General features: G+C 59.9%; 10 protein-coding genes. 3 read left to right on the top strand and 7 right to left on the bottom strand.

The genetic code is table 11. The annotated features are described in order from the left end of the window. Positions 1 to 7 precede the first annotated feature (7 nt). Positions 8 to 1,339, top strand: coding sequence for a DUF58 domain-containing protein (locus tag CKW11_RS07285; protein ID WP_095137012.1), 1,332 nt, complete (start codon positions 8 to 10; stop codon positions 1,337 to 1,339). Here CKW11_RS07285 and CKW11_RS07280 read toward each other — a convergent pair. The 4 genes from CKW11_RS07280 to CKW11_RS07265 are packed head-to-tail and all read right to left on the bottom strand — an operon-like array spanning position 1,336 to position 16,936. Beyond that, entirely contained in the window at positions 1,336 to 5,673 is a 4,338-nt protein-coding gene (locus CKW11_RS07280; protein ID WP_143499953.1) for a hypothetical protein, read from the bottom strand. The genes CKW11_RS07285 and CKW11_RS07280 overlap by 4 nt on opposite strands. Continuing rightward, the gene (locus CKW11_RS07275; protein WP_095137387.1) at positions 5,666 to 9,742 is read right to left on the bottom strand and encodes a neuraminidase-like domain-containing protein; all 4,077 of its coding nucleotides are present in this window, start codon (positions 9,740 to 9,742) and stop codon (positions 5,666 to 5,668) included. The genes CKW11_RS07280 and CKW11_RS07275 overlap by 8 nt, the downstream gene beginning before the upstream one ends. Before the next feature lie 46 nt (positions 9,743 to 9,788). Continuing rightward, complete coding sequence (locus tag CKW11_RS07270) at positions 9,789 to 13,415, bottom strand: Tc toxin subunit A (protein WP_095137010.1); 3,627 nt, start codon at positions 13,413 to 13,415, stop codon at positions 9,789 to 9,791. Beyond that, positions 13,412 to 16,936: a carboxypeptidase-like regulatory domain-containing protein gene (locus CKW11_RS07265; RefSeq protein WP_143499951.1), complete on the bottom strand. Its 3,525-nt coding sequence runs from the start codon at positions 16,934 to 16,936 to the stop codon at positions 13,412 to 13,414. The genes CKW11_RS07270 and CKW11_RS07265 overlap by 4 nt, the downstream gene beginning before the upstream one ends. Before the next feature lie 491 nt (positions 16,937 to 17,427). On the opposite strand from CKW11_RS07265, the gene CKW11_RS07260 reads away from it, so the two are divergent. Beyond that, on the top strand, positions 17,428 to 17,802 hold the full coding sequence (locus CKW11_RS07260; protein ID WP_095137008.1) for a DUF6124 family protein: 375 nt from the start codon (positions 17,428 to 17,430) through the stop codon (positions 17,800 to 17,802). Between the two features lie 147 nt (positions 17,803 to 17,949). Here the strand turns inward: CKW11_RS07260 and CKW11_RS07255 are convergent, their stop codons facing one another. The 3 genes from CKW11_RS07255 to CKW11_RS27710 form a co-directional block, all read right to left on the bottom strand. Further along, positions 17,950 to 18,309, bottom strand: coding sequence for a PilZ domain-containing protein (locus CKW11_RS07255; protein ID WP_095137007.1), 360 nt, complete (start codon positions 18,307 to 18,309; stop codon positions 17,950 to 17,952). Positions 18,310 to 18,537: 228 nt separating this feature from the next. Then, the gene (locus CKW11_RS07250; protein WP_095137006.1) at positions 18,538 to 18,924 is read right to left on the bottom strand and encodes a tol-pal system YbgF family protein; all 387 of its coding nucleotides are present in this window, start codon (positions 18,922 to 18,924) and stop codon (positions 18,538 to 18,540) included. A 76-nt stretch (positions 18,925 to 19,000) separates the two neighbouring features. After that, entirely contained in the window at positions 19,001 to 19,351 is a 351-nt protein-coding gene (locus CKW11_RS27710) for a hypothetical protein (RefSeq protein WP_143499949.1), read from the bottom strand. Between the two features lie 233 nt (positions 19,352 to 19,584). Here CKW11_RS27710 and pyk point away from each other — a divergent pair, with 233 nt between their 5' ends. After that, the gene (pyk, locus tag CKW11_RS07245; protein WP_003227610.1) at positions 19,585 to 21,036 is read left to right on the top strand and encodes a pyruvate kinase; all 1,452 of its coding nucleotides are present in this window, start codon (positions 19,585 to 19,587) and stop codon (positions 21,034 to 21,036) included. Positions 21,037 to 21,202: the final 166 nt, after the last annotated feature.

The following is a 21,202-nucleotide window of genomic DNA, read 5'->3' as shown; positions in this document are numbered from 1 at the left end:
CAGCGCCATGAAACCCTCACGTCTGTTATTGATCTGGCTCGCCGCCCTGTGCCTCATCGGTATCCTCACGGGCACGCTGCAAGCCCTCGATATCGACGTGCCCGCCACGCTGTTGTCGATCAACTGGGGCTTGCTCCTGGCCCTGCTGGTGCTGGCGATCATCGATGCGCTACGCCTGAACAAGCTGCCCTCGCCGCGCATCCAGCGGCAGATGCCCGGCAGCCTGGCACTCGGCCGTTGGAGCGAGGTGCGGCTGCAGCTCAGCCATGACTTCAATGAGCCGGTCGCGGTGAAGATTTTCGACCATGTGCCACAGGGCCTGAGTTTCGAAAACCTGCCGCTGGCGATTGAACTGCAACCCGGGCAATTCAGCGCGGTCGGTTATCGCCTGCGCCCGCTCAAGCGCGGTCACTTCCGCTTCGAACAGTGCGAAATCAACCTGCCCAGCCCGCTCGGTTTGTGGACAGGCAAACGCCTGCTCGCCGTGAGCGGCGAGATCCGCGTGTACCCGGACTTCGCAAAGCTCTACGGTGGGCAGTTGCTGGCAGTGGACAACTGGCTCAGCCAGCTCGGTGTGCGCCAGCGCCAGCGTCGCGGGCAGGGTCAGGAATTTCATCAGTTGCGCGAATTTCGCGAAGGCGACAGCCTGCGCCAGATCGACTGGAAAGCCACCGCCCGCCAGCGCACGCCGATTGCCCGCGAGTATCAGGACGAGCGTGACCAACAGATCATGTTCATGCTCGATTGCGGGCGGCAAATGCGCAGCCAGGATGGCGAGCTGTCGCATTTCGACCATGCGCTGAATGCGTGTCTGCTGCTGAGCCATGTCGCGCTGCGTCAGGGCGATGCCGTAGGGCTGAGCACATTCGCTGTCGCGCAACCGCGTTTTCTCGCGCCGATCAAGGGTGCCAGTCAGCTCAAGGTCCTGCTCAACGCCGTTTATGATCTGGACAGCAGTCAGCGTCCTGCCGACTATTCAACCGCGACCAGCCAGCTGTTGGCCCGGCAGAAGCGCCGGGCGCTGATCGTGCTGCTGACCAACCTGCGTGACGAGGACACCGAAGACCTTCTCGCCAGCGTCAAACGTCTGAGCCAGCAGCATCAAGTGCTGGTGGTCAGCCTGCGCGAGGAAACCCTCGACCGCGTGCGCAATGCCCCGGTACAAACACTGCCCGAAGCACTGGCCTATTGCGGCACGGTAGATTACTTCAATGCCCGGGCCGAGCTGCATGAGCGGTTGAATGCTCATGCAGTTCAGGTGCTGGATGTGCGCCCCGACGAATTGAGCATAAGGCTGGTCAATCGTTACCTGGACTGGAAGCGCGCAGGGGTTATTTAGGGTTGCCGGATTACCAGAACAGATGCAGAGGCCTTTTCAGGTTGACCAACGGGGTTTCGAACTTCCACTTTAAAGCTGACCACACCCGGCTCACGAGCCCAGTACTCCGCGATGATCTCTCCGTTGGCTCTTGTGTAGCTTAGCTTGAAGGTTTCGCCGTTCATGCTGAAATAAAATTCTCGCCCGGGCACTGGCTGGCCGGAAACACTTGAAACCACGGTGCCTCTGAACTGCGCAACCGAGCCCGCGTCAATCGGACTTTTCAATTCGCGCAAATCCCTGATCGTGGCATGGTCAGGATGCGTAGCAGGATCCAACACTTTGATGTTCAGATTCAGGCTGCTTTCGACTTCCGCCAGGATGCTGGCCGTAAGCGTTATGTCACCGATTACCATGGGTTCGGCCATCAGATACGCTTTGCCATCCGCCTGCGTCACGGAAGGTGCAATGATCTGTGAACCAAGGCTCCAGGAAACGGATGCTTGCTCAAACGGCCCCCCGGAATGTCGACCTTTGACAAGGGCCCATATTGGTAATGTTTCTCCCTGATAGACGCTCAATGCATCCGAGTGCAACTCCACCAGTACCGGCTCATCTTCCATGACTTCGACCCACGACTGAGCAGAATCCCAGCCGCCCAAACCACCACGCACCATGGCCTCCAGAACACCACTACGCGATGGCAATTTAAATGTTGTCCGCGCTCTGCCTTGGGCGTCGCTCTGAGCACTGGCAATCGTTGTTCCCGGCAGATTCCACATGACTTCAATGCCTGCGAGAGGCAGGCCGGTCAATGCCGAAATCACTGAAGCCATCGCCTCGACTTCCTCAGTGGGGTATCCCTGCGCAGGCACCACCACGACGTCGACAATTTCGCGGGGGACACTCAGCGAATACGAGATCGAGATGGACTCCGAATAAACCGCCTCTCCCACCGTAGCCGTCAATACCGCCGCGCCCGGCGTCTGCGGTTTGAAGCGCACAGTGGCGACACCATAAAAGTCGGTCAGACTGGTGACCGTCCCCAGATCCTCGTTGCGCCAGGTCACCAATACCCCGGCGATACCTTGACCGGAAACGGACGACACCACTTTTACCTGCTCGACCAGTTCCTGCTCCCATTCCACCACTTGCTGAACGCTACTACTGGTGAGGAGTTTCCACACCTGTGCCCCCGCCCCCAGCGACATCGCATTGGCCGGTGACAGGCTGGCGAGGCGCTCCGCTCCCAGACGCAGTGCGAAGCCACCGTCCTTCAGATCGGCGCAACGCAGGAAATAACGCAAACCGATTGCCGAGGGCCGGCGCGATGCGCCGAGCGCAGGTTCGAAACTCAGCCCCAGTTCCGCAGGGCCGGTGCCGGTCAAGCCCAAGGTCAGTTCCTGGTCGAACAACGGGCTGCCATCCGGAAGCAGTACTTCGATGGCATGTGAGCCATTGCGTCGCGGAAAGTACGTGTGACTGCCCCATGGATGTTCATCATGCCCATCGAAACGCACCCGCACCGCTTCCCAAGGATCACGGGCAAGCGCCGTGAAGGTCAGGGCACGCTGCTCTTCGTAGCCATCGAACGGGCTGTGCACATTGGCCACCACCTCCTGCTGACCAACCGTGCCCGGTAGCAGGCCAAAACCCGACCAACCGAGGTCATCGCTGGCGACGATGTCGGAGCCGGTTGCGCTCGTCCACTGCACCGCCACCTGCGCTACCGCCTGGCTGGTAAAAGCCGAGACCACCCGGACCCAGCTCCAGGCTTTATCCTTGCCAAGGACGGCATCGACCGCAGACTCACGCCAGCCTTCGATTCGCAACTTGTTGTGGCCGAGCTGCATCGGGTTGGCGGTCATGGACAGGTTCAATGCAGGCAAAGAAAGCCCAAGTGCAAAGTCGCCAGCGGTCTCGCTCGCGCTGAAGTCCAGTGCCCATCCGATCCCCCCGTCATCAAGTGGCCGGGCACTATCGAGCGGAGGTTCGACGCTCGCGTCCAGCTCTTCGGCCGGGGTTCCCAGCCACATCAACATCCCCTGCAGGCCCACCAGCGGGCTCAAGGCATTGGGCAGGTAGCGCAAGGTGTGCGTGGCCCCGATGCAGGGAAACATTCTCTGACTGGCGTTTGTCGCAGTCACCTGGTCCAGCATCAACGTCAGTTCATCCATAAGCTCTGTGGAGATCAGCCGACCGAACAACTCCCGGGGCGCGGTAAGCCCCGGGGTCTTCAAGGCCAGACTGAACAGGCTGCTGGTACTCGACGCGATCTGTGAACTGAAGCGCCATTCCAGCCCCAATGGCCCAAGCCTCAACGGCTTGTCGATATCCGAGACGATCAAGCCGTTCCCCGGCGGCTCGCCACGCCATTGCAGCGTGACCATCTCTCCATCCAGCGTACTGCCGGGCGTGATTTCTATCCGCAAGGTGTGCGGCTCACCGCGCCAGCACAGCAGGCCCAATTCGGTCAGGTCAACCTCATTGCCGTCAAACAGGATGTTGATTTTGTTTTTCCAGGGATTGCTCTGCAGTGCCTTGACCGCAAACGATCGCTCCACCGGCACCGCTTCGTCATGCGCCCGCACGCGGGCGGTCACCACCAGCTCACCGTCGCGGCTCGGTTGATACAACACGCTGGCCCAGCCACCGATCCCCGATCGGGTGGCAATCGTGCCTTCGGGAGTCTGCCAGTCCACCCGTGCATTGTTGACCGGATCGCCGTTGCCGCCGGTGACCACATGCACCACCTGCACCCGCAACAGAACACTTTCGCCTTCGTCCACCACGGGAAATTTGTTGGCCTCCTGAACGTCGCCAATGCGCACCAGATTGCGCGCCAGTGACATCGGTTTTCTGCTGGAGGGCAACAGCAGCTTCGAACACAGCAATTGCAAGTGGAAGCGACCGTCGAGTTTGTCCTGGCAGATCAACTCCCAGTTCAGGTCTGTTGTACCTACAGGTATCGAGGCTTCCAGCTCCGGGCGCAGTTGCACGCCCAACTGTGCGGCGCTGTCGCCATCCCAATGCAGTGCCATCGTGGAACCACGTAACACTTCAGGCACCCGCACGCTCAGTTGATAGGTCGAGCCACGGTTGGGATAGCCGGTCTTCTGCGCCCAGGGCAAGGCGTTGCTGTCTACCACCGCCAGAACGTCCTTCCATGGATCGCTCGCCAGCACACGAACGTCCAGTGTCGTGGTCTCGACCCCGCTGGCGTAGTAAAGGCTCGCTACCGAGGCCTGGATAACCATGTCGCCTGCAGCATTGGGCAAGTAATCGAAATACGCCCAGCCCTCAGCGTCGGTCGGTGTCGTGCTCAGCACCCCCAGCCCTTCGGTGGTCCAGGTCACCGTGCGCCCGGCCAGAAACTGACCGGTGTACCAGGAGGCCACTCGCACCCCCAGACGCACCGATTGCGTCAACTCCAGCACCGGGAAATACGCGGCCTCCAGCACCTCACGGAACACCAGCCGGTGATGCCCCAGCGAGACTTGCATCGAATACGGCTCGGCGGTGTACTGGTTCACCAGCTGCACCGTGAACAGGTAAGGATCCTGATCACCGATCAGCGGGCACTGCAGGTTCCACGGCAAATCCAGCGGTTGATCGACGCCCCAGTCAGGCGTTGCGATAACCGCGCCTTGTGGATTGTCATCGCTCACCAATGCAGCTTTGGTGTGCAGCCAGGGGCTGTCGGGGTCGGGTACGAACGCAAGCTGGTGCTGAAAGCTCCCGTCCGCGCCCAGGCAGAGGTGAACCAGCTTGCCGGATGACAATTGCTCCGCGTCCACCTTCACCGTCTGCATTCGCGCGGGCTCAAGTTCCAAGTCCAGGCGAATCCGAGTGATCAAAACCAGAGAGTTATAGTCCTCGGGATCAGCATTTTCCGGAGCGACCACTGTGACGCGAATCTTGCCCTGGCGCTGCAACGGCAGATCGAGCTCGGCGTTGTACTCGAGCGGTTTGAATTCCAGCGGCAACCCTTGAGTGATCCGTGCCTGGTCCTCTTCAAGGTTACGAGGGCTGCCGGGCGGCAACGGGATTTCTCCAAGGGTGGCTCCACTTTCATCAGTGAATATCATGCGGCCCGCTTCGGTATGCCGCGTTTCATACAGGAAACTCAGCACATACCTGGCTCCGGCGCTCGGCGTTACAGGTACGGTCATGTCCTGAAAGGCAGAGGCAAGGTTTGCTACTGAAAGCATCCTGATCTGTGTGCCTTCGTACGGCTCGCCCACGACCGTAACCCAGCGGCTGTTAACCGGCCCCTTTTCCCAATGGCTCAAGGCCTCACGGAAATCACCATTGAGCACCAGACTGTCATTAGCCTGAATGACGGGTTCAACCATGATGGCCTGCTCCTTTGATATTGCCTGACTGGCGGGACGTGATCGCCCGGGTGACCAGGTCTTTGACGGCGAGGGTAAACGTCGGCTCACCGGCCTTGGCCGTGTATCGGACGCGCAGAATGATGTCGGTGAGTGATTTGAGCATGGGCGCCTGCCGCTCGCTCTGGGGCCAGGGAAAGTGCAACTGCCAGCGCGAGATCGCACCGGTGTTCTCGAACGGGTTGAGCAAGCCTTCATCCGGTTTGCCGGCGTTCATGCCGGTGTCGGCGATCCCCACGGATAAACCGATCTGCTGGCCACTGCGCAGATTGAACAGCACCTCGACCGGCGCCACCTTGCCCGCCGGCTGATGCAGGTACTCGACCGAGCGCGCCGAGGCCTGGGTAGCGGTCATGCTGCCGACCTGCAGCAGCGTCGCCTGTACATCCTGATAAGGTCCGAGCAGTACGGGCAGGTCGACCTCGACCAGATTGAGCAGCCGGCAATACTCGCCCGGGTGATCGCGATCGAATGACAACTGCGTCAGCTGGAACTCCAGCACGCCCTTTTTGATCAACTCGGCCAGCGCCTTGGGCCAGTCGGAGAATCCCGCCTGCGGATCAACCTGGTCATCGAACAGCTGTCGCAACGAAATGGTCTTGACCCGCTCCAGACGGCGCTCATGGCTTTGCAGGTACAGGCGATCCATGCGCAGCAGGTACTCGCGCAAGTGTTCGCCGGCAGTCAGTCCATGACGGTTGTCCAGCCAGACCTGCGGCAAGGCCTCAGCGGTTTCGTAATCGCCGGTTTCAGCACTCAACGACGACCGGGCACTCAGGCACAGACTGACCACCGCATCGTAAGCCTGATAGTGCAAGGCCTTGAGCTGGCCCAGCAGCCAGCCGAACAATTCTGCGTTGGTCGCGCGTTTCTTCAGGTAGTTGTAGAGCGCCAGTGCCTGACCGTTGGCCCGCAGGGTTTGCTCCAGACTCGTTCTGGCGGCATCGAGGGCAAATGTCTGCGCAGTGATCTGCTCGGCGATCGCCCCGACCTCGGCCAGTGCCTGATCTCGTTGCAACTCCCACTCTCTGCGGCGCAGGCGGTAGCTTTCGGTGATGGCTTGTTTATCCGCGTCGATCTGCAACAGCATCGCGCCGACTTCCAGACCAAAGACCACGGCATCCGAAATTTTTTCCAAACGATGTCCACCGACGGCCATGCCGTAAATGGTCGGCGGCGTGCCCAATATCGCACCAGCGGCCTTGATCGGGTGCGTCCCGGCATTCATCCATTTGACCGCCTGCAGCTTTTCCATGACCTGGTATTCGGCATCGCTGATGTTTTCTTCGTACCAGGTATTGAATCGGTCAGCCCGCTGCTGGGCCATGGCCTGACTCTGGCCGAGGGCCGTGAGGCTGGCTTCAAGCTGGGCAATGGATTGCTCTTGAACCGCGCGGGCGTATTCGCCCAGCTCCTTGAGGTGCTCTTGCTGCAGTTCTTCCTGTTCCGCCCGGTCGCGCTGTTCCAGCAGACGCAATACCTGGCTGCCGTAATCCTGCAGTGTCTGCACGGCGCGCAACGCCGCCTCGTAGCTGACGCGCCAGCGAAAGGCCCCCACCACCAGACGTCCGCCCATCGGCCGTGGCATGCCCACCCCGCCAGCGGCCAGATCGCGCAACAATTGATTGGGATCGGTGGGCGGGCTGAACAGCGGAACGTCCAGTGGTTTACCGTCAAGGGTCAGGTTGTTGCGCAAGTTGCTCAGGCGCTGCCCCGGCAAGTCGAACAGCTCAAGCAACTGCTCATTGATCGGCAGTTTGAACGACTCGTTCGCCAGCAGGCCCATCAACGGTGACGCTTCGGCGGCTGGAGGAATGTCAGCCAGGGAAAACTGCAGCTCCTGCTCGAACTGCTCAAGCGCCGGGCGGCTCGTGCTCTGGTTCAGCAAGGCTTCTACCGTCTGCGCTTGCCAACGGGTTACTGCCCGGGCGGAAGGCGGCTTGCCCATCAGAAACTGCGCCTGCACGTAACACAGTTTTGCCGCCACCAGCGCATCGCGGGTGAGCTGGCGGTAGTACCAGTCGCCCCACGCCACCAGGTTCTTCACGTACTCGGTGAACACCAGAATCTGGTAGTGCTGGGGTGCGGCATAGGCAATCGCGTCCGGATCAGTCGGCAGCATGGCTTCGACGCCCACATTCCCCACAGCGGCCAAAGGCCGGCAACGCCAGTATTCAGGCCTCGGCGGCGCATTCCCTGGTTTTTCCGGGTCTCGCGAATCTTGCGGATCGAACACGTAATGGGACCAGCTTTGCGCTTCCTGGTAGCGATCCTCGGCCCGCAGACGGGCCGCCACCAGATGCGGCAGATGGAAAAACAGCTCCCAGAAATACAGACCGTTGGCCCCGTCGAACGCCCCGTTCGGTTCGGCGATCGGCCCCGCGGCGGGAGGCGGCTCCGCCAGGAACTGGGTCTCCCAGTCCAGTACGGCATCCACGGAAATATTGCTCAACTGCACCAGCACCGGGCCGAACAGCGAGTTCAAGCGCGCGCGCTGCAACATTCCGGGCTGCCTGAAACCGATGAACTGCGCCGCATCCAACGCGTTCTTTTCCAGAGTCGGCGGTACGAAACGGGTGATCTTGGTGAGTGAAACTGTAAAGGTCTTGCTGCCTTGGCCTGTGCCGCTCAAGGTAAATTCGGGCAGCCCGGTAAATCCGCCTTTCGCGCGTTGCAGTTTCATCCACTCAGTAGCCCAACCACCCGCGACGGGCTGCTGGCCTTTGGTTTCTGTCGGGTCATTCCCGTCCGGATTGTTCAGCTTCAAGGTAAAATCGACCTCCGCGCCTCCAACCGGAGACCGCGCCCGGCACAGGCCTCTAACCCACAGAAAGTCGTCTGTTCCTACCTCCGAAAACACCGCCTGCAGCCCGTAATAAGCCGTCAGATCCCCCGAGGTCTCACTCTTGATCTCGACCACCGGCTGATTTTTCGGCGTCAGTGCATGCTGCAAGGTCAGGACATCGGTGAAGCGATGACTGGCCAGATATTCAAGCCAGCTGCCGTCGTCTTCACGCAACGGACGAAAGAACACATCACGGGTGGTGCTCACCCTCAGACCCGCCGGGCTGATAAGCAATACGGCCAGGCGACCCTTGGGGTGAATTGCATCGGAAAACGTTGTTGCAATCAGCCGGGAATCAAGGCTCCTGTCGCTGTTGTTGGTGTCCTGATCAGCGCTATACAAGCTCAGCGGTGCCGACCATTCTGCGTTCTGGCTCATGAACGCCAGGTTGATATCCAGTCTGGGGGCCAAGTAGCCCTCGCTCCCCTTGATACCCACCGGATCGCGCCACTCAGCCCACACCAGACACAAGCGCCCGCCCCAAAACAGCGGCCGCATATCCAGAACCCTGTTTCCCACCGGAATGTCGACAGGTTGCCATTCACTCCATGCCGCCGGGTTGACCGGATTGCCGGAAGCGGTGAGCTCGATGTCGGCCTTGCGCCAGAAATACTGAAACGGCTGCACCCGCTGCCGGCCGACGAAATAGTAAGTGGCATCGCTTGCCAAGTCGCCATCCAGACAGGCGCTGATGACATCCAGGTTGCAGGTCTGCTCGAATGCCTTGAGGTATTGCTGCGCGGCACGCTGCACCGAATCGCCGGTCAGCCGCGCCTGATTCAAGTCATTTTCCAGTGCCTTGAACAGGCGGGTCTTGCGCTGCCGCACGAAGGGGTTGATGAAGTTTTCCGGATAGACCGCGATCAACGCCAGCGCCGCCCAGTCGGGGTAATTGCTGTACAGCTCCCAGAGTTTCAGGTCCTGCGCCGGAAAAGCCTTGTTTTTATAGCCCGGCTCAAGCTTGCGATACGCCGCATGAATGAATTGCTGCGCACAACTGGTCGCCTCGGCGACCCACGAACTTTGCACCGGATAGTTATCCAGCGGGTCCATGCGCAACAGCTCGAACAGATCCTGCGGCGTTTTCACGAAGGCGTAGCGGGTCCTGGCAGCCTGACCGATGCAGTAATCGACCAGTGCTGCGCGGCGTTTTTCCAACAATGGAGCCAGATTGCGTTGAGTCATGGTCTTGTCCTGCATCCTGAGGTGAACGCTGCGTCAACCAACACGGTCATTGGTGAGTCAGTGCTTCGGTGAAGGTGATAGGGTCAAAAACTGTTTCTCTTTCGCTGGCATCGCAATGCGCGCTGAAAATGAACTTGCCGCCGGAGGAACTCGACACGTAAACCCGTGTAACACCCTCGAAGTCGGCGTAATTCTGCCCGGGGCGAATCACCACCGAGCCGCTACTGCCGCTCGCAGGTTCGGCGGACCAGCGCACCAGACGGTTGCGCCCGGGGTTTTGATAGGCGTCGCGCAGCGTGGCGTACAGCTCGACTTCCTGCCCCGCCGGAATCGGCTGCTGCGGCACCTGGGCAGTTAATGGTGCGGGGAAGGACAGCGTCACGGCGTCATCGGAGATATTGATAGTCGGAGCCTGTTGCGCGTCGATCAGGTCAAGCCAGAACAGTGGCGTTTCCTGCCCCATGACCTCGCCCGGCAGATACTCGACCGTCACCGTTCCATTGACTTCAGTGGGCTTGGCCACAATCGTGCCGAGGCTCACTTGCCAGTACACATTGACGCCACTCAGTGGCTTGTCATCGGCGTCCGTCAACGTCACGGTCAACAGGACTTTCTCGCCGGGTTTACCGGCCACCACCTCGGTCTTGTCCACAACACAGGTCATGGTGACCAGTGGTTGCGCCACCTCATCGGCAAAGGCAACCACCGATTCGCGGTTATCTGAAAGGCTCAGCAGCGCGCGCTCTGCGGCAATTCGATAAGCGTCCTTGTCTACGTCCTCCGGCAGATTTCCCACGAGAAAAATCGTCAGGGCGTCCATGCCGCTGTGCCGGGCCAACACGCGGATGCGCATCAGCAAATCGAGCTGGGGCAAAGTCTTGAGGATCTTCAGCGCAGGGTCGATGCGACTGACGCACTCACGCACTTCTTGCACGCTCCAGTCGAAAAACGCCGCCAGCCGCAACGCTGCCGCTTCCTGTGCCAGCCGCAGCGCATGGCCTGTCAGGGGCGTGGGCAATGCGTTGACCTGACGCAGGTAGTCGAGCAGTTTGCCGGCCGGTTGCTCGCTCAACTCGAAGGCCCGTCCCAGTGCGGTCAGGTAATACAGGGTGCGGATCGACAGCAGGTACCGATCGTCCTGAGCCATCCAGGCCTCGTGGCCGTATTGCAGAAAGTCTTCGAGCAACACCGCAGACAGTTCCAGCTTGCTCGCCACAGCACTGCGACGTCGCACATCCGCCAGCAAGCTCAGCAGCGGGTCGGGTTGCTCTGCGGTGCGTGCAGCGGGACTGAGTGCCTCAGTTGCATCGGCACGCGCGCTGACCTGCGACAACAACTGATAAACCGTGGACTGCGCCCAGGTCAGCATCAGCAACCCGCGTTCGGTATCAAGGCCGGTGTACACCGCCAGACACTCCCGGGCGACCGAGACCTGCGCCTCCCGCGCCTTCAACAGCACGCCGAGCATTCGCTCGACGAGAATGCCCCGCACACTGGCGTCGTTTTCGCCCAGCCCCTCCCTGATTGCCTGGTCGAACTTTAGCCGGGCAAGGCTCAGGTAGTCGGTCTCGGGTAATTGCAGGTCGATGACCAGACCTGTCGGGTCGACCAGTTCGGTCAACAACCGCAGCCAGTCCAGCCCCTCCAGCGAGGGAACGCCAGCCATCGACAGCCCGGCATTGTTGAACAGCGCGGCAGGCAGCAGGTTGCGGATCTGCTCGAACAACTGCTGCTCAGCCTGTGTGGCAACCGCCAGGGCCTGCAGCGGTGCCACTTGCTGCAGCATCCACAGCACGGGGAGTTCGCGATCCTTGCACCAGGACACGCAGGAGTGCAGGGCATACATCAGATTGAGCACGTCCGGTGTGGTTTCGCTATTGAGCCGTGCGTGCACCCGCGGCAAACCTGCCAGCCCGTCGACCCAGCTCTCGCCGCCCAACAGCGTCAGCATCAGCACGCCTTCGACCGGGGTGATCCCCAGCAACCGTGGCAACTTCACCAACCGGTAGAAACTCGATATGACTGCCGTGGTGCGCCTCAGCGTGCCGCTGAACCCGTGCGCCCGTTCGATCGCTACTGCCAGGTAGGCATAAGTCTGCAGATCGATGCCCAATCCGCTGCACAACTGGCTGATTGTCAGCTCCGCGACACCCTGCGCCGGCAGCGTCGCAAACGTTGCGCCGTCCAGCACCAGGGGCTGGCGATAATTGCCCTGGCCGTTGAAGGTGCGATCGAACAGTGACAGGGCATTGGCACGCCCGTAAATCGAGATTTCATCGATAAATGCCGCGAAATCCTCTGCCGAACAGCCATAGCGTTCACGCAGCGACTGAAACAGGCCCAGCGCATGCACCTGATGGGTAGAAATCCACCACGGATTTGCCGGTGTCGCATGACGGGCCTCTGCCCTGATCGCCGCCGTCAACAACGCATCCACCTGCTCGCTGGGCAGCTCCAGCCATCGATCCAGGCGCAACTTGCGATTCATTCGTTCGTAGCGGTCAATGATGGTCGGGTCTTGTGTCAAACGATGCAGAAAGGCTTCGCTGTCTTCCCTGTAATCAATGTCGAGCGCCGGAATGGTCGCGGCGTTTAGATAGACCGAGCCGGATCGCTGGCTCTCGTCAGCACCCGGTTGCACGCTGTCATACACGGTTACATTGGCCGAACGCGTCGGGGCGAATTCGCGAATCGACAGCAACGCCTCGATATCCCGGGTGTCCAGCCCCGTCCGCTCGCCAAAGAATTTCACCTGATTGAGATTTAGCCAATCGGTCCCAGGTGCTCCAAAGTTGCATTGGTAATATTCGTCCCTTGCGTCGGTATCGCCAGTTTTTATCGGAGCCTCTGTCAGCAATTCACGCTGATAAGGCCCCAGCCGCGACGCATGGGTAAAGGCGCGCCCGGCATCGTTGTCCCATGCCTCAGGCTGCAGGAAATAGGGATAGGCCAGATCCACCATGTGGGCGATATTACCCACCGACAGGCCATGTTCACGGGCGACAAAATCAAGCGTGACCCAATGCTGGTAGTACGGCAGGCCATTGGGGTAACGGGTCTGGATCAGTGCCTCTTCGAGATCCGGAGCGCTATCGTTTTCCTCGATAAACGCTTCGAGCACCGGGACGATGATGTCCAGCGCCGACACTGCCTGATGCACGGCATTGAAGTCGACCAGCAGCTTTTTCAGATCCCGACGGCGCTCATGCAAATCGAGTTTTTCCTCGCCGCCAATGGCGTGGATTTTCTCCTCGATCCAGCGCAACAACTCGATCAGGTAAGCCACCGGAGATGCGATTGACTCCAGGGCCTGCGGTGGGCACAACCCATCGAAATTGGTCGAGAATAAACTCTCGTAGCTCGGCCCCGCGACCATCGACAACAGACCGCTGTCGGGGCGCGTGACCCGGGCCTGCGGAGCGCGCAACGAATGTTCGATGAACTGGCGCCGGACAAACACCGCCAGACTGTTGGCCCTTCGTAAAAAGGCCCGCGCGTCGTCGGGGTTCATCCGGTAATGGCTGACCAGCCCCTGAACGCCTTGCTCAACCAGCGGAAAAATCGAACCGCCATTTTCGAGGTAATTGCAAAATTCGGTATAGGTTTCGCGCTGTTCATCGCTGAACACTTGTCTCAGCAACTGCTGCACTGGACGGATCACAGGCTCGGTCATGGTCTTGCTCCCGGTGGAATCGAAATCACCTCGAAACGCTCGCTTTCAACCCAGTCGGACTTGGTCGAGCCATCCGCAGCGTCGGTGACGGTCTGTTGGAATCGGCACCAGTGGCCGCCTGGACGCAAGGCGTGCGATGCCTCGCCGCGCCAGCCTTGATCGGTGACGGCAATGTCTTCGCTCAAGACTTGATCAGGGTCGTACCAGGTCACCACGCGCCCCACGCCCGTGCGGCCTTTACCGAGGAAGCGAAGCGGATTTTCTTTCCAGCTTCCCGGCGTCGGCTCATCGATAGCGGGCAGGTAAGTGCCCAGCTCTACTGGATGTGCAGCCGAGGGGGCAGACTCGAAACCATCGCACGAGGACACCGCCACCAGTTGCGCAGTGCCGACGGACTGCCCCGTTTCAAGCGTCAGCGACCAAGTACGATCCTCGAGCACCGGAGCGCTTGCGCGTACCGAACCCTTGCTGCCCGTCAGCGTCACCAGCACTGTGTCACCGGGGTAGCCGAAGCCGGACACAACAACCCGACGACCGACGTGCACACCTCGCCCGGGGCTTTCGATAACCGGCGCGGCGGGCACCACCTTGAAACTGCGCACAAGGCTTTCCTTCGACTCATGGCTGTCGAAGAATTGCCGGGCCTTCACCTTGTAGTTGCCGACCGGCAACGTTACGTCGGCAAACCAATCGCCCTTGGCGCCTATCGAGATTTTATCGAGCAGGATTTCGCTCGGACTTTCACGCCAGATCGTCACGTGGCCAAGGGGTTCGCCGGTGCCACGAAGCGTTGAGGTGCGCGCCAGCGATTGATGCTCCTGCGGCACCGTGATGACCGGCGGCACCAGCACGACAAAAAAACTGCGCACAGCACTGGGCAGAGAGGGTCTGCCCGCGATGGTTTGCACGGCATCGATCTGGTATTTGCGGAACTCGAGTTTTTTCAGTTCGATGAACCAGTCGCCATGAGCGGTCAGCCGTTTCGGCTCACCCAGATTCCGCCCGAATTGCGCGTCCCGCAGTTGCAATGTGGCACCGTTATAGCCGTTGATGCCGCGCACGTTCATGTCGTAGTGGGTGTCTGCGTTTTCATCCGGCGCGGTGATGACCGGTTTCTCCGGGCTGACCGAGAACGTTTGCGATGCTGGCGGCGACGGGTGCCCGGCGACGGTCTGGATCACCGTCACGGTGTGCTGCTCGTCCGGAGCAAACCCGGCGTCGCGCTTGAAGGTCCATGTGCCACTGCTTCCATCAGGTTTGTGCTCGGTCGCACTGTCGCTGTACTTCAGGCTCAGTGTCGCGCCGGGCCAGCAGGTGCCGGAGATTTTCGGCGAGAGTCCATCGTCTTCGACGGCAGTGATGATGGGTGCCAGCAGCGGCACAGAGATGGTCATTTCCACCGGATCGGAGGCGAAAGCGTCTCTGGACTGCACCACCAGGACGATTCTGCTGGTATTCGGCTGCCAGGGTGTCGATGCCTCTGCCGTCCAGCCCTGGCCCGTCACGGGCGCGGGTGGTGCAATGGCGGCGCCGCTCTGCTTGTCCGTCACTTGCACTGTGGCGCCGGCTATCCCTCTGCCAGTGATACGCGGCTTGTAGTCGACAACGGTAAAAGCCAGCTCGGTCGGCGGTGGGAAACGGTCGATATTGATGACCAGCTCAACAGCGTCCGACACCGCCGCACCGAGCCTCTGCACCACACGCACGGTGCGGGTCGAACCCGGTGCCCACGCCTCGAAGGCACGGGTCAACCAGCCCTGATTCGTGACCTGCGTCGATGGAGCGAGCGCAGCGCCGGTCGCCTTGTCGGTGACCTCGACAGATGCCCCTGCAATACCTTCGCCGATGAATGTCGGAGTGTAGAGGTCGTTGGTGTATCTCACAGCAGAGGGCGGTGGAAGCTTTGATGAGGCCTTGAAATGGTATTCCTGCGAGGGAATCCAGCCACCAGCATTGTCGTCAACTTTCTGCACGATCTTCAGATCGTAGTCGCCGATGGGCCAGTACTGTGAAGTCGTTCTCCAACTGCCTGCGGTCACGACAACGGCAGGTGGCGGCGTAGCTCCAGTCGGACCTCGGACAATCGTGATCTCGACCGTGGCGCCGGTAAAACCTGCGCCGGAAAACTCGATGGAGGTGAGGGACGGGTAGGTGAAGTTGATTGTGCTCGGTGTTGGGGGGCGGACTTTGAACGAACGGGCCACACTCACATCCGAAGTGCCGCCAGGTACCGTTTGGCGCGCCACAACCGTAAAGCGGCCCGGCGGCATGTCGCGGGTGAACGTTGTAACCCTCCATCCTCCGTTGGCATCAGCAATGCCCTGGCCGACCTTGAATGAATGTTCGAAATCCTTGAGGACTTCGACGGTCGCACCTGGAACAGCCCTCCCCCCTTCTATCGGACCTCTCGGATCGGTCACCGCTGATTCGGATGGCGTCGTGATTGTCGGCTGCAGAAGCAAGGTGAAGAATTGCGCAGCGGTCCAATCATTCATGTCTCTGTGGCCAGCCGTGATATCGACGCGACCGCCGTCAGGGTAGTTGGAATGGTTGAATGATGCTTCCCACGTTTCGTCAGGCTTGACGGTTGTCGTGGCGTGTAACACGGCGCCCCCCGGGGTCATCACATCGATGACATTGCCTGGCGTGCCTCGGCCTTTGATCAGCAATCCGCTGGCCGACTTGAGTACCGCAGTGTTTGCCGGAGAGTCGATACGTGGTGCCACGTACCTTTTGAGGGTAACGGTATTGGACTTACCGGAGTTCTGGTTGCCAATGATTTGTACGGCGTAGAAATCCAAAACGCCGGGCGGCAACACGATGGAGGTATTCCACCCCCCGTTGTTCTGGACAGGAGCAGTACCCACTGGAATTTCAGCATTGTTGAACTGCCACCTCAAATGAATTGTGCCGGGGACAAGCCCGTTGCTACCGGATACAGTGAACGGCTTCTCGACATCGATCGAGGTTCCGGAAGTGGGAACCTCGATAATCGGTTTCTGTGCTGGGTAGATATCAAGGCCCCACCCTTCGTGGGGTTCAACATCGTTGTTTTCTCCGTCGTAGTTAACCCGGATTGCCAGCGACACGCCAAAATCAGGAGGACCGAGCGGGGAGTCGACATATTCCACATAATCGTGCCACCGGTTATCTTGCAGCATGCTGTCAGGTGAGTTCTTGCGTACCCATGTACCGGCCTGCAGGCCCAAATCTATGTTTGCCCTATCTTTATTGGCGCCCCGTGTGGTCATGTGGTAGCGCAAGGTCTTCACATAGATGCGGCCTGATTCGAACTTGTACCGGCACACCATTTGAGTTTGCAGCTGAGGCACTCTGGGGTGTGTCTGGTAAAGCGATGTTTCGACCGCATCCGCCCAGAACACCTCGGAAAACTGCGCTCCGTCGCCCAGTTCCTTGAGTGATCCGTCTGCCAGTTTCGTGACCTGAGCGACAGTGGTCTGAACCTTTTCGGTATCAAGCCAGGCTCGTCCTTTCTCGTCGTCCTCGACGGTTTCGTTCATGTCGGCAATGCTCCGGGCAATGGGTCGCTCACGTTGTGGGATCAACATACGTGTGCTCATTGCACGCGACCACTGTCAGAACTGACAGTCCAAAAGATCCAATTCATCTAAAAAAACATTGCTTGATTACTAGAACAGCTAAGTCTTTCCACGCCCTACTTCGACACGCGCAGCAAACTACAACGCCTTGCGCCTTTGCCTACAGATCCGCCAGAATCCGCCGGCTTGTGCGCTTTGCCGATGCCCCGTAACGTGGTCCGTGCCGCTGCCAATCAGTGGTCGGGTTTAGTCGCCCGGGGGTTCACCAATGTGCATAAGCGTCATCAAGTCGGGTATTCCCTATCCCCGCACTCGATGGTGGCTGTTCGCAGGGCGCCTTCGGGCGCGCCGGTTTTTGGTGACGCTTTCCCCCGGTCGACTAACCTGCGTTCAGCCGCCACCCTCTCGTTTAGTCGCGAGATCGTGCTGGCATCACTTAAGGGAAAATCACCATGTTCAAAGCAACCCCTAATCCGCCCGAAACAAATCCTGCCGATACCTCGCCCTACGAATCCGCCGATTCACGAAAGCTCCACGAAGCCGCCGAGCGCGCCCTCGACCACTACCTCAAACCCGAACCGCCCTCGCGCAATTCAGTGGATCGTGGCATGCAGATGTTCCGGGTCGCGCCTGACATCAACCCCGAAGCGATCGCCATCCAGACCTACGAAACCTTTTCGTCGGTGAGCATTCTGTTGCTGGATCTGGCGGACAGCCTGGAAGACAAACCACGGCATCTGGCGATGGCGATTTATCAGTTGAGCGAGATGGGATTGTTGCTGGCGGAGAAGACGCTGGACAGTGAGCGGGCGATTGCTGTGGGTTAGCCTTTGGAGAAGCGTTGTCTGGGCTGATGCCTTCGCGGGCAAGCCCGCTCCCACAGGGATTTGTGGTGTGCACACATTCTTTGATCAACCCCGGACACTGTGGGAGCGGGCTTGCCCGCGATAGCAATTAGGCGAGCGTCGCCGAAGTCAGGCCGAGGCCGGCAATGGCTGGAAGCTGAAGTACTGACGCAGCGCCTCGACCAGTTGCGCATATTCCGGGGGCGGACGCTGCAGGCTGAACCCGGCGTCGTAATGCAGGGGCGTCGCGTCTTCGTGGCACCACAGGCAGCACGCCGTGAGGTCGATGACCTGTTGGCAGCCGTCGCTGAATGGCAGTTTGAGACGCAGACTGAAATCGACACCGATCATCATCGGCAACTGGCTGATGAGCATCAGCCCGTCCTCGGACACGTTGCCCAGAAAACCGATGGGTTTGTCGGTGACGCTGTTGTACACCCGCAGGAAGTACGGCAACTGGTGCCGTTCAATTCGACGATCGGTAAACATGCGCAGTACGCCATGCAAGGCTCCATCACAGAGCCGCACCTTTGCTTCGGAACGTGCCTGCCCTGCAGACGCGCTCTCCCCGCTTCCGGTGTGACGGTCGCCAATACGCCATCACCTCAACCTCTACCAGTCGCAGGTGTTGCCCCGGCCCAAAATCAGGCTCTGAACCGGATCACTGGACTATAGCTCAGCTTGTACAGTCGGCCAGCGTTTGTATGACAACCAGCATCAGAAACGTTGCGGACTTGGTACTGCCGCTGCACTGCGAGTCGGGTAATGTCCCAGGCTCTGCAGGGTTTCCAGGCGGGCGCGCGCGCGGAAGGCGTATTCGCTGTTGGGGTACGAGGCGATGATGAACTGGTAGGTCTGCGCCGCGTCGATGTACATTTTTTGCCGTTCCAGGCACTGGCCGCGCATCATCGACACTTCCGGCCACACATACGGCCGGGCCCGGCTGGCACGTTCGACCTTGGACAGTTCGAGCATCACCTGCTCGCAATTGCCCCGGTCGTAGGCGCTGTAGGCGTTGTTCAAATGATGGTTCATCGACCAACGGGTGCAGCCCGTGACGGCGAGGACGCTGAGGGCAAGGGCGGCAATGGGCAACAATCGCATGGGGAGGTTCTCCTGTCTTGAGCTCTGTATCGACCTTGCGCGAAAAATCTTCAATGCCGCTCTCGTCAGCGTGGTATCAGTGCGGGGCGTCCTCGGGCGGGTTGGCATCGCCCTTCGGTGTAGATGGGGTTGACTCCAGATGGATGGTCACTACTGGTGACCTTGGCGAAACCGCGCCGTCCGCGCTTCTTTCAACGACATAAAAACCGAATTTGCTCAGATCCAGGAACGTATTCCATCTTCCGTTGCTACTGATCAATTGGCCAAACAGCGGATTCAAGGGATCCCTGGTGCTGTAGGCGACCGCGGAATTTCCGGGTGTTCCTGTTCCCTCCACTCGAAAACGGACACCTGGCGTGTCGCCATCTTTTGGGCTTTCAATCACTGGCGGTTCCAGCGCCTGGCGTGTTTCTTTTTCAGCTGTCATGTCGTTAGCCTCGCAGCCCCGCCACCATTGGCGGGATTCAATCTGTATAGCGATCGAAAAACCGCGTGCCACCTGTAAGAAATACCAGTACCGACCAGCGGTAGCGGTTGCCGGTCACAGTCGTTGAAAAAAACCACGTTCAATAAAGAAAACAATAAGTAGTGCAAACGAACAATGACTACACCCCAAGAGCATAGTAGCCTCTGCTAGCGCTTGAACTCAGGAGTCTTTGCATGTCCGTCCGTCGTACCAAAATCGTCGCTACCCTTGGCCCGGCCAGTAACTCGCCGGAAGTTCTCGAACAGCTGATTCTGGCTGGTCTGGACGTCGCCCGTCTGAACTTCTCCCACGGCACCCCCGACGAGCACAAGGCTCGCGCGAAGCTGGTGCGTGACCTGGCGGCCAAGCACGGCCGTTTCGTCGCCCTGTTGGGTGACCTGCAAGGCCCGAAAATCCGTATCGCCAAATTCGCCAACAAGCGCATCGAGCTGAAGATCGGTGACAAGTTCACCTTCTCCACCAGCCATCCGCTGACCGAAGGCAACCAGCAAGTGGTCGGCATCGACTACCCGGATCTGGTGAAAGACTGCGGCGTGGGCGATGAGCTGCTGCTCGACGACGGCCGCGTAGTGATGCGCGTCGAAACCGCCACCGCTACCGAGCTGCACTGCGTGGTGACCATCGGCGGCCCGCTGTCCGACCACAAAGGCATCAACCGTCGCGGTGGCGGCCTGACTGCTCCGGCCCTGACTGAAAAAGACAAGGCCGACATCAAGCTCGCCGCCGAAATGGAAGTCGACTACCTCGCGGTGTCCTTCCCGCGTGACGCGGCTGACATGAACTACGCCCGTCAACTGCGCGACGAAGCCGGCGGCACTGCCTGGCTGGTGGCGAAGATCGAACGCGCCGAAGCCGTGGCCGACGACGAAACCCTCGACGGTCTGATCAAGGCTTCCGACGCAGTGATGGTTGCCCGTGGCGACCTCGGTGTGGAAATCGGCGACGCCGAGCTGGTGGGCATTCAGAAGAAGATCATTCTGCATGCACGCCGCCACAACAAAGCGGTGATCGTTGCGACCCAGATGATGGAGTCGATGATCCAGAACCCGATGCCGACCCGCGCCGAAGTGTCCGACGTGGCCAACGCCGTGCTCGACTACACCGACGCCGTGATGCTCTCGGCCGAATCCGCTGCCGGCCTGTACCCGCTGGAAGCCGTTCAGGCGATGGCACGTATCTGCGTCGGCGCTGAAAAGCATCCGACAAGCAAGACTTCCAGCCACCGTATCGGCAAGGAATTCGAGCGCTGCGACGAAAGCATCGCCCTGGCAACCATGTACACCGCCAACCACTTCCCGGGCGTGAAAGCGATCATCGCTCTGACCGAGAGTGGCTACACCCCGCTGATCATGTCGCGCATCCGCTCCTCGGTGCCGATCTACGCGTTCACCCCGCACCGCGAAGCCCAGGCTCGCGCAGCGATGTTCCGTGGCGTGTACACCGTGCCGTTCGACCCGGCATCGCTGGCCCCGAACGAAGTCAGCCAGAAAGCGATCGACGAACTGGTCAAGCGTGGCGTTGTGGAAAAAGGCGACTGGGTCATCCTGACCAAGGGCGACAGCTACCACACCACCGGTGGCACCAACGGCATGAAGATCCTGCACGTTGGTGATCCACAGGTCTGAGTGATTCGCTGAAAACCAAAAGCCCCGGCATGCGAATGCCGGGGCTTTTTTATTACCCGTTAACACCTGTTGGGCGAATCTACAACTGTCAGACCTGACAGTTGTGCCACTGACGATGGAAGCTTTTAATCGAAACTCGTCCGATCATTAATCTTCAGAGTTTTAC

It is taken from the genome of Pseudomonas sp. Irchel s3a10 (assembly GCF_900187525.1).
GTDB lineage: Bacteria > Pseudomonadota > Gammaproteobacteria > Pseudomonadales > Pseudomonadaceae > Aquipseudomonas > Aquipseudomonas koreensis_G.
The sequence above is the reverse complement of the archived record's forward strand: the minus strand, read 5'-3'. Positions and strand labels throughout refer to the sequence as shown.